The sequence below is a fragment of the Flavobacterium sp. SM2513 genome, from assembly GCF_050908145.1.
Taxonomy (GTDB): Bacteria; Bacteroidota; Bacteroidia; order Flavobacteriales; family Flavobacteriaceae; genus Flavobacterium.
In genome coordinates, this window is sequence record NZ_CP194228.1 from 1,307,884 (window position 1) to 1,323,078 (window position 15,195).

The 15,195-nt window shown below is 41.3% G+C and carries 10 protein-coding genes; 6 read left to right on the forward strand and 4 right to left on the reverse strand.

The window, feature by feature from the left end; all coding sequences use genetic code 11:
• Positions 1-247: 247 nt before the first annotated feature.
• Positions 248-1,456, reverse strand: a complete 1,209-nt coding sequence (locus tag ACQ5J2_RS05205; RefSeq protein ID WP_432672673.1) for an NAD(P)/FAD-dependent oxidoreductase — start codon at positions 1,454-1,456, stop codon at positions 248-250.
• Complete coding sequence (locus tag ACQ5J2_RS05210; protein WP_432672674.1) at positions 1,453-2,139, reverse strand: glycerophosphodiester phosphodiesterase; 687 nt, start codon at positions 2,137-2,139, stop codon at positions 1,453-1,455. The genes ACQ5J2_RS05205 and ACQ5J2_RS05210 overlap by 4 nt, the downstream gene beginning before the upstream one ends.
• A 2,541-nt stretch (positions 2,140-4,680) precedes the next feature.
• On the opposite strand from ACQ5J2_RS05210, the gene ACQ5J2_RS05215 reads away from it, so the two are divergent.
• On the forward strand, positions 4,681-5,196 hold the full coding sequence (locus ACQ5J2_RS05215) for a peroxiredoxin-like family protein (protein ID WP_432672675.1): 516 nt from the start codon (positions 4,681-4,683) through the stop codon (positions 5,194-5,196).
• 107 nt (positions 5,197-5,303) lie between these two features.
• On the opposite strand, the gene ACQ5J2_RS05220 is transcribed toward ACQ5J2_RS05215, so the two are convergent.
• Complete coding sequence (locus ACQ5J2_RS05220) at positions 5,304-6,314, reverse strand: helix-turn-helix transcriptional regulator (RefSeq protein WP_432672676.1); 1,011 nt, start codon at positions 6,312-6,314, stop codon at positions 5,304-5,306.
• A 33-nt stretch (positions 6,315-6,347) separates the two neighbouring features.
• Positions 6,348-6,959 carry an HD domain-containing protein gene (locus ACQ5J2_RS05225; protein ID WP_432672677.1) on the reverse strand — a complete coding sequence of 204 codons (612 nt, stop codon included), beginning with the start codon at positions 6,957-6,959 and terminating at the stop codon, positions 6,348-6,350.
• A 98-nt stretch (positions 6,960-7,057) separates the two neighbouring features.
• Here ACQ5J2_RS05225 and ACQ5J2_RS05230 point away from each other — a divergent pair, with 98 nt between their 5' ends.
• From ACQ5J2_RS05230 to ACQ5J2_RS05250, 5 genes are all read left to right on the forward strand, one after another.
• Positions 7,058-8,479 (forward strand): RtcB family protein, encoded by a 1,422-nt coding sequence (locus ACQ5J2_RS05230; RefSeq protein WP_432672678.1) that lies wholly within the window; start codon positions 7,058-7,060, stop codon positions 8,477-8,479.
• Between the two features lie 2,384 nt (positions 8,480-10,863).
• Positions 10,864-12,096: a PQQ-dependent sugar dehydrogenase gene (locus ACQ5J2_RS05235; protein WP_432672679.1), complete on the forward strand. Its 1,233-nt coding sequence runs from the start codon at positions 10,864-10,866 to the stop codon at positions 12,094-12,096.
• A gap of 810 nt (positions 12,097-12,906) precedes the next feature.
• Positions 12,907-13,434, forward strand: coding sequence for a hypothetical protein (locus tag ACQ5J2_RS05240; protein ID WP_432672680.1), 528 nt, complete (start codon positions 12,907-12,909; stop codon positions 13,432-13,434).
• A gap of 382 nt (positions 13,435-13,816) precedes the next feature.
• Positions 13,817-14,224 (forward strand): XRE family transcriptional regulator, encoded by a 408-nt coding sequence (locus tag ACQ5J2_RS05245; RefSeq protein ID WP_432672681.1) that lies wholly within the window; start codon positions 13,817-13,819, stop codon positions 14,222-14,224.
• Between the two features lie 214 nt (positions 14,225-14,438).
• The gene (locus ACQ5J2_RS05250; RefSeq protein ID WP_432672682.1) at positions 14,439-15,191 is read left to right on the forward strand and encodes a nucleotidyltransferase domain-containing protein; all 753 of its coding nucleotides are present in this window, start codon (positions 14,439-14,441) and stop codon (positions 15,189-15,191) included.
• Positions 15,192-15,195 lie beyond the last annotated feature (4 nt).

Below are 15,195 nucleotides of genomic sequence, written 5' to 3' on the forward strand. Positions count from 1 at the left end.
CAATCATTTTTGCAGGTGCGTATATTAGTATTGCACCTGCAAAAACTATTTTAGCAGTCGCGTAAATCATTTTAGCACTCGCTTAAATTATTATTGCAAGTGCAAAAACTATTTTAGCAGGTGCATAAATCATTTTTGCAACAGAATAAATGAATTTATCTATGCCTTTGCGAACTTATGAAGTATTTACACAAACACATTACTAAATCAAGCTTAGCGACCTTTGCGGTAAAAATTTTATCAGCATTTATATCGCATTCGCCACAATAAAGCCACTAGTCCATGCATTTTGAAAGTTAAAACCTCCGGTAATGGCGTCAATGTTCACTATTTCTCCGGCAAAATACAGGTCGGGATGCAGCTTGCTTTGCATGGTTTTGAAGTTTACTTCTTTCAAATCAATTCCTCCTGCCGTAACAAATTCGTCTTTGTAAGTGCTTTTGCCACTTACTTGATACGTTCCGTGGGTCAATTGCTGGGCTAGATTGCAAATTTGTCTTTTAGTAAGATCAGCCCATTTGAGGTCTTCGCCAATTTCAGCTGCAAGAACCAGTTTTTCCCACAAGCGGTTGGGGAATTCGAACGGGGATTTCTTAGCGATGATTTTCTTACTGTTTTCTTGTTTGAGGGATTTCAATAGGGTTTCGGCTTCCGCCAAATCCAAGTCGTTCAACCAATTCACCGAAATAGCAAACTGATAGTTTTTCTCTGCCAAAATTCGGGCACCCCAAGCGGACAATTTTAAAATTCCAGGACCGCTCATTCCCCAATGGGTAACGAGTAAGGGTCCGGTGGCTTCTAGTTTGGTGTTTTTGACTTTTACCGTTGCCAATGCCGAAACACCGGGCAAATCTTTGATGCGTTTATCGGTGATGTTGAAGGTAAATAAGGACGGTACGGGTTCGATAATTGAGTGTCCCAAGCCTTTTATCATGTCCCACATCTTAGGGTTGCTTCCCGTAGATAAAACTAATTTCGTAGCGGTAAACTTATCGTGTTGGGTGTCAATTTTCCAGAACGCTTCTGATTTGTAGAGGGATTGCACGCTTTGACTGGTTAGGATTTTGATTCCTGCTTTTGCGGAAGCGTCCATAAAACAATCGATGATGGTTTGGGAGGAATTGGACACTGGAAACATTCGTCCGTCCTCTTCTATTTTTAGTTCAACGCCGTGTTTTTCAAACCATTCGATGGTATCACCCGAACAGAATTGATTAAAAGGGCCTTTCAGTTCCTTTTCGCCTCGCGGATAATACTTGACCAGTTCATTAGGTTCAAAACAAGCGTGGGTGACGTTGCATCTTCCTCCACCGGAAATGCGGACTTTTGTCAGTACTTCTTTACCGCGTTCTAAAATGGCAATCTTTAGTTGGGGGTGTTTTTCGGCAATATTTAGGGCTGTAAAGAAACCTGCTGCTCCACCGCCTACGCAAATTACATCAAAATGTTGACTCATATTCTATCTGGAAAATCGGTTATAATGCCGTTGACGCCTAGTTGTTTTACACGTTGAATGTCTTCCAATTCGTTGACGGTCCATGTGTAAATTTGGTAGCCTTTTTGGCGGGTCAAAGCTACATTTTCTGTGGTTAATAAACTAAAATGCGGGTGAATTGCTATTGCTTCAAATTCATCTGCCCAATCTAAGGCTTGTTCTACACTCGCTTGTGTTAGTACTCCTATGGGAATTTTGGAGTTGTATTGGGCAACCGTTGCTAATTCTTCGCGTTGAAAACTGGAGACGATGAAGTTGCTGTAATCGAAATTGTTTTGTTGTCTGTTTCTTTCGATGCAATCGCAAACGAGTTGAGCGGTATGGGTTCCTTTCAATTCGATGTTGATGAAATGGCTTTTGTTGAAAAATGCTAGCACCTCATCGAGTGTTGGAATTTCAATGGTACCGTTGATGCGTAACTTTTTCAGTTCTGTTAAAGTCAAATCGGATACGGCTCCTGTTCCGTTGGTGGTTCGGTCTACGGTGAAATCATGGAAGACGATGAGTTCGCCGGATTTGCAGGCATGCACGTCCAACTCTACGCCATCCGCATTGAGCTCTAAAGCTTTTTGGAAGGAAACGAGTGTGTTTTCGGGTTCGTAGGCTTTGGCACCTCGGTGACCGATGTTGAGGGGTTTGTTCATAGGAACTGTTTTGAGGTAAATTTAGGTAATTTTTCTGTTTTATGTGTGGGCTTTTTTGTTTGTAATTGATTTTAGCCTGGTTGTTTTTAGGTATGGATTAGACCATAGGTATACCATACGTTAATCAGACGTAAGTCCTAATTTAATCGTAGTGGTTTTTGGGATATGAAAAAGGGAACAACGTGATGGAAACGTGATGTGACCTTTTCTTCGTCCGGGTGACAAGTTTGCGGGTAGCGGGTTTTAGGCTTAAGGTTGATGCACTTCGTGGCATTGATTAGTGAAGAATTCTCGCGAAGACGCTAAGACGCAAAGTGTTGGTGGTTGTGGGTTTTATTGGCGATTGGGTTCTGACGCAGGGGTCGGGTCCTTCCGTCGTCAGGATGACAAATTTGGGAGTAGTCGGAGTTGTTTTCTCGCGAAGACGCTAAGACGCAAAGGATTGGAGACTGTAAGTATTATTGAGGGATTGGGTTCTGACGCACGGGTCGGGTCCTTCCGTCATCAGGATGACAAATTTGGGAGTAGTCGGAGTTGTTTTCTCGCGAAGACGCTAAGACGCAAAGGATTGGAGACTGTAAGTATTATTGAGGGATTGGGTTCTGACGCACGGGTCGGGTCCTTCCGTCATCAGGATGACAAATTTGGGAGTAGTCGGAGTTGTTTTCTCGCGAAGGCGCTAAGACGCAAAGGATTGGAGACTGTAAGTATTATTGGGGGATTGGGAACTGACGTTGGAGTCCTTATTATTTGTGATTTATGAGTGCGTTGTGTTGCTGTTGGGAATTTCTGAATCTAAATCATTCACTATTTCGTCTTTGCGAGGTACGAATCAATCCCATTACTTTGATTTTGGGTGATGAAAGTCTTTGGTTTGGTTGGTGTAGGGTTCTCGCGAAGGCGCTAAGACGCAAAGGGTTGGATACTGTAAGTATTATTGGGGATTGGGAACTGACGTTGGAGTCCTTATTATTTGTGATTTATGAGTGCGTTGTGTTGCTGTTGGGAATTTCTGAATCTAAATCATTCACTATTTCGTCTTTGCGAGGTACGAATCAATCCCATTACTTTGATTTTGGGTGATGAAAGTCTTTGGTTTGGTTGGTGTAGGGTTCTCGCGAAGGCGCTAAGACGCAAAGGGTTGGATACTGTAAGTATTATTGGGGATTGGGAACTGACGTTGGAGTCCTTATTATTTGTGATTTATGAGTGCGTTGTGTTGCTGTTGGGAATTTCTGAATCTAAATCATTCACTATTTCGTCTTTGCGAGGTACGAAGCAATCCCATTACTTTGATTTTGGGTGATGAAAGTCTTTGGTTTGGTTGGTGTAGGGTTCTCGCGAAGGCGCTAAGACGCAAAGGGTTGGATACTGTAAGTATTATTGGGGATTGGGAACTGACGTTGGAGTCCTTATTATTTGTGATTTATGAGTGCGTTGTGTTGCTGTTGGGAATTTCTGAATCTAAATCATTCACTATTTCGTCTTTGCGAGGTACGAATCAATCCCATTACTTTGATTTTGGGTGATGAAAGTCTTTGGTTTGGTTGGTGTAGGGTTCTCGCGAAGGCGCTAAGACGCAAAGGGTTGGATACTGTAAGTATTATTGGGGATTGGGAACTGACGTTGGAGTCCTTATTATTTGTGATTTATGAGTGCGTTGTGTTGCTGTTGGGAATTTCTGAATCTAAATCATTCACTATTTCGTCTTTGCGAGGTACGAATCAATCCCATTACTTTGATTTTGGGTGATGAAAGTCTTTGGTTTGGTTGGTGTAGGGTTCTCGCGAAGGCGCTAAGACGCAAAGGGTTGGATACTGTAAGTATTATTGGGGATTGGGAACTGACGTTGGAGTCCTTATTATTTGTGATTTATGAGTGCGTTGTGTTGCTGTTGGGAATTTCTGAATCTAAATCATTCACTATTTCGTCTTTGCGAGGTACGAAGCAATCCCATTACTTTGATTTTGGGTGATGAAAGTCTTGGGTTTGGTTGGTGTAGGGTTCTCGCGAAGGCGCTAAGACGCAAAGGGTTGGAGACTGTAGGTATTACTGGGGGATTGGGTTCTAACGTAGGAGTTACTTCACTTGGTAAAATTTACCGCGAAGGCACAAAGACTTACTCGTTTTTATAAGTAGCGCTAAGGTCGCAAAAATGGAGTAACATAATCATTTATTTCGTCTTTGCGAGGTACGAAGCAATCTTATTACGTGGGTTCTGGTGATGGAGGAAGGGGTTCAGATTTGGATTAGTGAATAATTCTCGCGAGGACGCTAAGACGCAAAGGGCTGGAGGTTTTTGGTGTCATTGTGGATTCGCATCTCTTGTATTGCTGTAACTTTAAATTGAAATCATATAATGGGAAAGGCGTTCAAAATTGTACTTTTGAATGAACGGTTTTTATCAAAATACGGCATTGTGATTGATTTTTTTGGTAATCCGTTTTGTTACAGGTTTTAAATACAATGGTATTAAAAATACTCGTCTTTTTAAAACAGTAGCATTTTCTTTAATTACATAATTTTTAAAAAAATAGCAGTATGAGACCTACACCTAAACACAAAGCACCTGAATTGCAATTTCCATTGATTGATGGAAACGAATGGAATCTAAAAAAGGAACGTCCGGAGCATTTTACTTTAATCGTTTTTTATAGAGGGCTGCATTGTCCTGTTTGTAAAAAATACTTGCAGCAATTGGAAGAGCTTTTGCCTGATTTTGATAAAAGAGGCGTTAACGTAGTAGCTGTTAGTATGGACACGGAAAAGCGGGCTCGATTATCTAGAAAAGACTGGGAATTAAAAAACCTAGCTTTAGGCTTCAACTTGGATGCCGAAACTGCGAAAAGTTGGGGTCTTTACATGAGTAAAGGCATCAAGGATGCAGAGCCAGATGAATTTAGCGAACCCGGATTGTTTTTAATAGACAACCAATCGGAGGTTTATTATTCTTCGATTACTAGTAATCCATGGGGACGTCCTTACTTGCCTTCGTTCCTTGAAGCTATTGATTTTATCTTGGACAAGAAATATCCAGCTAGGGGAGAACTTGTTTAGAATTTAAGGGGAAAATAGAAAATAGAAAATAGAATATAGAGAATAGAAAATAGAGGATAGAGGATAGCGTGTAGATTTGGTGGTCTCTGACTTGCTGATTCTACACTTTATTCATATTGCTCCAGGCATTTCTTCAAGTTTGCTTTCATTTCATTCCGCAATCGTTCGGGACTAACCAATTCCAACCCCTTACCAAAACCCAATAAAAGTCGGTGTAATTCATAATTTTCTATCAAGAATAAATGAATAATAACACTGCCGTCTTCATTAGTTTTGATATGTCTTTGCGACGTATGCAACGGTTTGGTCAACACGTAAGGTGCATTAGCTCGGTCGATTTTTAATTCCACTTTTCGTGGTTGAAGACCCGAATTTACGGTAACACCTACCACATTTGTATAGAATTTTTCGGCATCAAAATCATGGTCTAAATACTCGGCTTGGAAATCAAAATCAACTGCGATAATCCGGTCCAAAGCGAGGTTAGTTATCGGAGCCGTTTTCCTTCTTCGTCCCACTAAAAACCAGCGGTTGTTAAATTCCTTCAAGATATAAGCATGAAATTGGAACGTACTTTCATCACGGGAGGTAAACGATTTGTAAGTAATGTTCAAAACCATTTTTTTAATAATGGCTTGGTACAAAGGATCCAGAAAATGCAAGCCTTTCAAACTTTCGTTTTTGTCCAAATGAATGACGGGCTGCGTATTTGTTTTCTCTGCATAAATCTTGTCTTCCAGCCGTTGCAGAATATCCGAAACATCACTAAACAAAGAAAAATCCTTGAACTGTTTGAGCATCGAAACGGTTTCCGTCAATACATTAATGTCCGTTTCCGTCAGTGGAATATCGGTAATCGAATAATCATCCTCGTCGTATTTGTAAAACTTTTTATCATAAACCACGATTGGAGCATTGTAACCTAATTTTTCACTCCGCATCAGCTGAATATCGAGTTGTGTAGTTCTCTTGCTTACCGAGTTTTCTTTTCCCTCAAAATCAAACAAAGCTTCTGAACATGCCTGCATTAAATCGTCTAACGTCCACTGCCGATATCGGTTTTGCAGACATTTGTCAATTGTTTTGTAGCGAATTAGTGCGTTTTTGTTTTGAGACATTTTTTTTGGTTATGAGGTTATTGGGTTAAGAGTTTAGAGGTTGTTTATTTCTTGTTGAATATTAGCTCTCGCTTTTGATTCAAAAAGAGTTCGAAATGTTTCGGTTTGGTAAATGAATTCTTTTTCCAAGAAATGTGTTAAGGCTTTCTTACGTCCGGGATGGTATAAAATATCGGGATAAATGCTGAATTCTTGCCGGATTTGTTGGGCATACATCGCATATTCCTCAGGTTCTTTTGCCAGCACTTTTAAATCAAAATCAATCAGCCATTTTTCGTCTTCCACTCCATTACAAATGTGTTCTTTGGTCGCTAAAATCATATCGAAAATGATTTGCTTGTCCACTGTTATATTCTCTGGCAGCAATTGTACGGCAAATTCAGCGCTTTTGAGTTCATTGTCTTTCTGGGTGCTGCTGTAAATATAATCATGGTAAAAAAGAGCATACAATACTTCATCAGGAAATTGCAAATGCTGTTTATAGGTTTCAAAACAAAGTAGCATTTCTTCCAAATGCGTTATATTGTGGTAGTGTCGGGAGTTGCTTGAGTACGCTTTTTCTAAATTTCCCCAATGGTTGCTGATGGTTTCTGTTGGAAAACCAATTCGTTGCAGCAGCTCAGCAAATACTTTTTGAAGATTCATAATCCCTTGTTTATTTCAAATGTAGAAAAAAATAGTTACTGCGCAAAATAATTGCGTAGCACCTCAAGCATCTTTGTACCATCAAAAAGATAGAAATTATGCAAACACAAATCAACGGCTTCGAATTAATGGAACTTGGATTTCCGCAAGGTGCCGTAATTGGCATTGCCTTAAAAATCAATCGCGGAAGACACGGCTTGAACAGAGTACAAATGATGGCTTCTTATGCAGCCGTTTTAGCCCATCCCGAAAACTATATAGAAAACAACATCTTTAGCAAACTCGCTTTAGCATTAATTGAAAAAGCGAATGAAAGACCTGAGGATTTCATCACTTTAAACCCAACTCCACACGCTTTCTCGGCGTACGGATTGGAACAAATTGAAGAAGGAGCCCGTGACCAAATGCGTGTTGCCATGCAACTTCCCGTTACCGTGGCAGGAGCTTTGATGCCGGATGCGCATCAGGGTTATGGATTGCCTATTGGCGGTGTTTTGGCTACTCGAAATGCCATAATTCCTTACGGAGTGGGTGTTGACATTGGGTGTCGAATGGCTTTATCCATTTATGATATTCCCGAAGCGTTTTACAACGAACATCACGACAAATTCAAGCGGGAATTGGTAACACACACTAAATTTGGAGCCGGACATGGTTTCCAAGGTCAATATAAATCGGAGCATGCCGTATTAGAAAGTGCCGATTTTCAAACCAATGCCTTGACGAAATCGTTAAAAGACAAAGCATGGTCACAATTGGGTTCCTCAGGTGGTGGAAATCACTTTGTGGAATTTGGCATCATCGAATTTGAAAAAGAAGATACGGTATTGAACATCCCAAAAGGGAATTACGTGGCGTTGTTGACGCATTCGGGTTCCCGAGGTTTTGGCGCTACTGTGGCGGGACATTATACCAAGTTGGCAAAGGAAGTGTGCAAACTACCCGAAATCGCCCGAAACTTGGCTTATTTGGACATGAACTCTTCTTTGGGTCAGGAATATTGGATTGCAATGAACTTGGCTGGTGATTATGCTTCGGCTTGTCACGAGATTATCCATGCCAAAATGCAAAAGGCTTTGGGTGCGACCGTTTTGGCGAAAGTCGAAAACCACCACAACTTTGCTTGGAAAGAAACCTGGAACGGCGAAGAGGTCATCGTACACCGAAAAGGGGCGACTCCTGCCGGAAAAGGCGTTATGGGAATCATTCCTGGCAGTATGACGGCTCCTGGATTTTTGGTTCGCGGAAAAGGCGAAGAAAACGCCATCAACTCGGCTTCTCATGGAGCAGGTCGACAAATGAGTCGGACGAAAGCCATTAAGTCGATTACTAAAAACGAGATGCAAAGTATTCTAAACCACCACGGCGTTACGTTGATTGGAGCAGGTTTAGACGAGGCACCGATGGCGTATAAAGATATCCATCAAGTAATGGCTGCTCAGGAAGATTTGGTAGATGTTGTGGCGAAGTTTACGCCTAAGATGGTGCGAATGGCGGATGATGGGAGTCGGGAAGATTAAATTTTTGAGGTTATAAGGTTATAGGTTATAAGGTTATAGGTTGTGGGTTTTATTGGGGATTGGGTTCTGACGCAGGGGGCCTTCCTTCCTTTGGATGACAAATTTGGGAGCAGTTGGAGTTGAATTCTCGCGAAGACGCTAAGACGCAAAGGGGTGGAGGTTTTTGGTTTTATTGGTGATTTGGTTCTGACGCAGGGGGTTCTTCCTTCGTCAGGATGACAAATTTGGCAGCAGTTGGAGTTGGATTCTCGCGAAGACGCTAAGACGCAAAGGGGTGGAGGTTTTTGGTTTTATTGGGGATTTGGTTCTGACGCAGGGGGGGTCTTCCTTCATCAGGATGACAAATTTGGGAGCAGTTGGAGTTGAATTCTCGCGAAGACGCTAAGACGCAAAGGGGTGGAGGTTTTTGGTTTTATTGGGGATTGGGTTCTTACGCAGGGGTTCTTCCTTCGTTAGGATGACAAATTTGGGAGCAGTTGGAGTTGGATTCTCGCGAAGACGCTAAGACGCAAAGGGTTGGAGGTTTTTGGTTTTATTGGGGATTTGGTTCTGACGCAGGGGGTTCTTCCTTCGTCAGGATTACAAATTTGGGAGCAGTTGGAGTTGAATTCTCGCGAAGACGCTAAGACGCAAAGGGTTGGAGGTTTTTGGTTTTATTGGGGATTTGGTTCTGACGCAGGGGGTTCTTCCTTCGTCAGGATGACAAATTTGGGAGCAGTTGGAGTTGAATTCTCGCGAAGACGCTAAGACGCAAAGGGGTGGAGGTTTTTGGTTTTATTGGTGATTTGGTTCTGACGCAGGGGGTTCTTCCTTCGTCAGGATGACAAATTTGGCAGCAGTTGGAGTTGGATTCTCGCGAAGACGCGAAGACGCAAAGGGTTGGAGGTTTTTGGTTTTATTGGGGATTTGGTTCTGACGCAGGGGGTTCTTCCTTCGTCAGGATTACAAATTTGGGAGCAGTTGGAGTTGAATTCTCGCGAAGACGCTAAGACGCAAAGGGTTGGAGGTTTTTGGTTTTATTGGGGATTTGGTTCTGACGCAGGGGGTTCTTCCTTCGTCAGGATTACAAATTTGGGAGCAGTTGGAGTTGAATTCTCGCGAAGACGCGAAGACGCAAAGGGTTGGAGGTTTTTGGTTTTATTGGGGATTTGGTTCTGATGCAGGGGGCCTTCCTTCGTTAGGATTACAAATTTGGGAGTAGTTGGAATTGGTTTCTCGCGAAGACGCAAAGGGGTGGAGATTTTTGGTTTTATTGGGGATTTGGTTCTGACGCAGGGGGTTCTTCCTTCGTCAGGATTACAAATTTGGGAGCAGTTGGAGTTGAATTCTCGCGAAGACGCTATGACGCAAAGGGTTGGAGGTTTTTGGTTTTATTCGGAATTTGGTTCTGACGCAGAGATCCTTTCTTCGTAAGGAGGACAAATTTTGGGGTTAGTTGGAGTTGGTTTCTCGCGAAGACGCTAAGACGCTAAGGGTTGGATGTTTTTGGTTTTATTCGGAATTTGGTTCTGACGCAGAGATCCTTTCTTCGTAAGGAGGACAAATTTTGGGGTTAGTTGGAGTTGGTTTCTCGCGAAGACGCTAAGACGCAAAGGGTTGGAGGTTTTTGGTTTTATTGGGGATTTGGTTCTGACACAGGGGGCCTTCCTTCGTTAGGATGACAAATTTGGGAGCAGTTGGAGTTGGATTCTCGCGAAGACGCAAAGGGTTGGAGGTTTATGGTTTTATTGGGGATTTGGTTCTGATGCAGGGGGCCTTCCTTCGTCAGGATTACAAATTTGGGAGCAGTTGGAGTTGAATTCTCGCGAAGACGCGAAGACGCAAAGGGTTGGAGGTTTTTGGTTTTATTGGGGATTTGGTTCTGATGCAGGGGGCCTTCCTTCGTTAGGATTACAAATTTGGGAGTAGTTGGAATTGGTTTCTCGCGAAGACGCAAAGGGGTGGAGATTTTTGGTTTTATTGGGGATTTGGTTCTGACGCAGGGGGTTCTTCCTTCGTTAGGATGACAAATTTGGGAGCAGTTGGAGTTGGATTCTCGCGAAGACGCAAAGGGTTGGAGGTTTATGGTTTTATTGGGGATTTGGTTCTGATGCAGGGGGCCTTCCTTCGTTAGGATGACAAATTTGGGAGTAGTTGGAGTTGGTTTCTCGCGAAGACGCTAAGACGCAAAGGGTTGGCGGTTTTTGGTTTTATTGGGGATTGGGTTCTGACGCAGGGGGTTCTTCCTTCCTTTGGATGACAAATTGTAATGGGTATACAGATTTAATAATGGACTGATTAACTTATCAGTAGGGGTTTTAATGGGTAAATCATTTTGCTAGAAGCAAATACATTAGTATCTTTATTTGAAAAATTAAAAAAGAACGCAACTAAAAAAAACTATTATGAAAAACATCCTTCCTACTTTACTGGCTGCAGCAGTGCTTACGGCTTGTGGCAATAAGAAAACGGAAACTAAGGTCGTGGAGAATCCAACTGCTGCGGAAACCAATGCACCGGTGGAAACCGAGAAACCCAACAGCGATTTGAAACCCGCTTTTGAAGGGCAAACCCGAATTGCGGGAGTGACTACCAAAACGCTTTACGAAACTAAAATGCTGACCGATAAACTCGACAGGCCTTGGGGTATTGTCGCCTTGCCGGACGGACGACTTTTGATTACCGAGAAAGAAGGCACGATGCGAATTGTGGCGAAAACAGGCAGTGTCTCTGAAAAAATAAAAGGTCTACCAGAAGTCAATGATTCGGGTCAAGGTGGGTTATTGGGTATAACTCTTGACCCTGATTTTGCTAATAACCGCATGCTGTATTGGACGTTTTCTGACAAAACAAAGGACGGTAATCTTACGGCTGTTGCCAAAGGGCGTTTGGCTACTGACGAGACGAAAGTGGAGAATGCTATGGTTATTTATAGAGCGACACCCGGTTATAAAGGCAACTTGCATTACGGAGGGAGAATTCTTTTTGATAAAAACGGTTACTTGGTTTTCAGTACCGGCGAACGTTCTGATTTGGAAACCCGACCACAAGCCCAACAGTTGAATTCCGCCAATGGAAAGATACTTCGCATTACGACCGATGGTAAACCCGCACCTGGAAATCCGTTTGCCAAAACACCAAATGCACGACCAGAAATATACAGTTATGGCCATCGAAATGTGCAAGGTTTGGCTTTTCATCCCGAAACGGGTGATTTGTGGGAAAACGAATTTGGCCCGCTCGGAGGCGATGAGTTGAACCTCATTCAAGCTGGCAAGAATTACGGTTGGCCCACCATCACCTACGGAATGGAATACAGCGGTGACGAAATAGGTTCCCACATCGGGCAAAAAGAAGGACTCGAACAACCTGTTTATTATTGGGATCCCGTGCTTTCGCCAAGTGGTATGACTTTTTATACCGGAACAGCCGTACCGGAATGGAACAACAATTTATTCATCAGCGGATTAAGCAGCACCCACATTGCCCGACTGGTTGTTGAAAATAATAAAGTAGTTGGCGAAGAACGCTTACTGAAAGAAGAAAACCAACGTTTTAGAGATATTACGCAAGGAACCGATGGTGCTTTATATGCAGTAACGGACAACGGAAGGTTGTATAGAATTGGGGGGAAATAAACAGTTAGCAGTTGTCAGTGATCAGTGATCAGTTGACTGTTATCGGTAATGAATTTATATTTATCTAGGTATAAAATAGAAACAATCACAAGTGTCGTGCCTAATCGGCATTTAGTGGTTGTTTTTTTGTGGGTTTTTTGTGGGGTTTCTTTTACCTTTGGTTTACGTTTGTTCGAGAAAAAGACCCTTTTGTCGAACAAAGGTAAAGGAATCCTCGAACGAAGTGCGTAAAAAAGGAGGTTTGTGGGTGTAGTATTCATTCGACGCTTTTGTGGAGGTTTTTTTGTTAAATTTGGAACGTATGGATATGGAAACTAAAATTTTAGAAAATACCCGCTCGTCCTCGTTTGTCCACAAATCTGGTGCTCGTTTGTAACGAGTACCTACTTAAATTAAAAGAAAAATGATAGCGTTTACAACGCGGCTAATTAAATCAGCATCAACAATACCGATTTTAATATTATTTATAAAATCAAGGCCTTTGATAAAAAAATAATGGCTGAGAAATACAAAGTAATTGATAGTGTGAATGTGGAACCTTTATAGTCGTTTTGTTTTAGTCGCGTTACAAACGAGCACCAAATTAAAAACGCACACTAAATGTGATTATAAAAACTCCATTACTCTACATTATCTGTCTTCAAAATCTATTTTCGAAGCTTGCACATAAATCTAATCGTGATTATAATTCTTACTACTATAAAGTGATCACAATAAGGTGATTAGAAAAACGTTTTCATAAATAAAATCACATCTTTGTGATTAGAATAATTATATAGATGAAAAAATCACAGTGATTATCAATAGGAAATGGAACATAGAATTAAATATAGAGAAGCACTTGGACTCACGCAAGATGTAGCCGCACAGCTCCTGAAAATTCCTAAAAGCTTGTTGGGTATGTTTGAAATTGGTCAGCGACCTATATCAAGCTCAATTGAACTTCAGTTGGTAAGGCTTTATATTTTAGTTCAAAAACAAGGACCTTATGTTCCAAATTCAGACAAAGAAGCAGCGGATATTCACAAACATGTTTTAGAACTCAAAAAAGAACTTCGGGAAACTGCATATAAACAACAGGTATTAGAACGGAAACTGGCGTTGTTCCAATCTAAACATCAAAAAAGTGAAAAGCTCCTTACCTTTGTTCACATTCTAGAAACGGAAGTCAAAATAGAAGAAAGACCTTCGCAGGACTATATATATGTTTTAAAAAGAAAAGCAGAAAGAGCGTTTTCAAAATATGGTACGCTTGCCCAAACTAAATTAGAATTAAAAATAAGAGGATTCAGCGGTTATCACAAAGCGTTGCAGGTAGAATTGAAGAGCTTTCAATAAGCCCTCTAATCCGTGTTCTTGACCCCATTCAGGTAATTGATTGAAAAGGGAAAGCATTTTTGAACACTTTAATTCTTTAAGCAATTTATAGATGCCAAGCTCCAATTTTCAGAAGCAGGCATGGCTAAAACCTGCTGAAATACCCTCTCGGACTGTGACTTAGTTTGTATCAATCGCTGACCGGTTGTTTTATTGTCTTGCTTTTTCATATCCTTTACCTTATAGGTATAAAGGTCTTTTAGGGAAGAGGGATTTACTATTCCTACAAGGAATAATTTAGCAACACAAAAACCTATTTTACCAAATAATTTTTTAAATTTACCCTACCAATTGTAACCCAATTGGCTTTACCTTTGAAGTCCAACCCAATTTGATAAACACTATGGAACAGAAAATACACCAAGGTCGCAATGTGAAGCGGTTCCGCGAAATGTTAGGCATCAAGCAAGAGGCAATGGCCTACGCGTTGGGCGAAGACTGGAACCAGAAAAAAATATCGCTTTTGGAGCAAAAAGAAGCTATTGAAGCGGGCTTACTGGGACAGATTTCCGGAGTGCTCAAAATTCCTGTGGAAGCGTTTCAGAATTTTGATGAGGAACAGGCTATTAATATTATTTCGAATACTTTTGGAGATAATGCTTGTGTAGGAAATCCTAATTCCACATTCGCATTCAATTCTATGGAAGAATTAAAGCGACTTCATGAAGAAAAGATAGCATTGTTTGAACGTATGTTGCAGGAAAAAGATGCGATGATGCTGAGGTTGGAAGAGTTGATAAAGAGCAAGTAGTTTTATTGTTTCAAGACAAACCATTTATTCGTACTAGTCATCACTATAAAATAGTATATAAAGCCCAAACTTAGTTTGGGCTTTTTTATGGCCTAATTTTAATCTACAGGTATAAGTTTCATAAATTAGTGGGCATAAAAAGTAATTTTTGGATTTGTTGCAATCATTCGACATTTTTAGGATATTTTTTTTGTTAAATTTGGAACGCATGGATATGGAAACTAAAATTTTAGAAAAGCTTAAAGAAATCGAACTTCAGAAAGGAGTTGAAATACTGTATGCCTGCGAATCGGGAAGTCGGGCTTGGGGATTTGCTTCGCCTGATAGCGATTACGACATTCGGTTTATTTATAAACACGATTTGGATTATTACTTATCGCTTTGGGAACAAACCGATGTGATTGAGTTTATGACTGCCGACGATTTGGACGGTTCAGGTTGGGACTTACGGAAAACCGTAAAGTTATTGGCTAAATCTAACGCATCTTTGTTGGAGTGGTTGTATTCGCCTGTAGTGTATTACCAAAACGAGGCGTTTGCTAGTGAAATGCGGAAGCTCGCGGAATCCTGTTTTTCGCCTATCGCTTGTCTGCATCATTACTTGGGAACGACCAAGAACTTCATGGACGTTTGCACTGCCGAAGAAGTAAAATTGAAAAGTTATTTCTATGCGTTGCGATCCGCTCTAGCCGGAAAATGGGTCATCGAGGAAAACCGTTTTCCACCTGTAGCCTTTGCAGAGTTGTTGCCGATTGCTCCGTTGCCGATTCAAGAAAAAGTACGGGAATTGATGGAGCTAAAAGCCAATCAAAACGAAAGTTATTTGCACCCAAAAGAAGTGCTGATTACGGATTTCTTGATGGAAACGGTGCGGTTTAATGAGGAAGGTGCGAAAGGTTTGGGGAGTGGGAAGAAGATTGCGGAGGAATTGGATGGGGTTTTTAGGGGAATGATTATAAACAAATAAATTT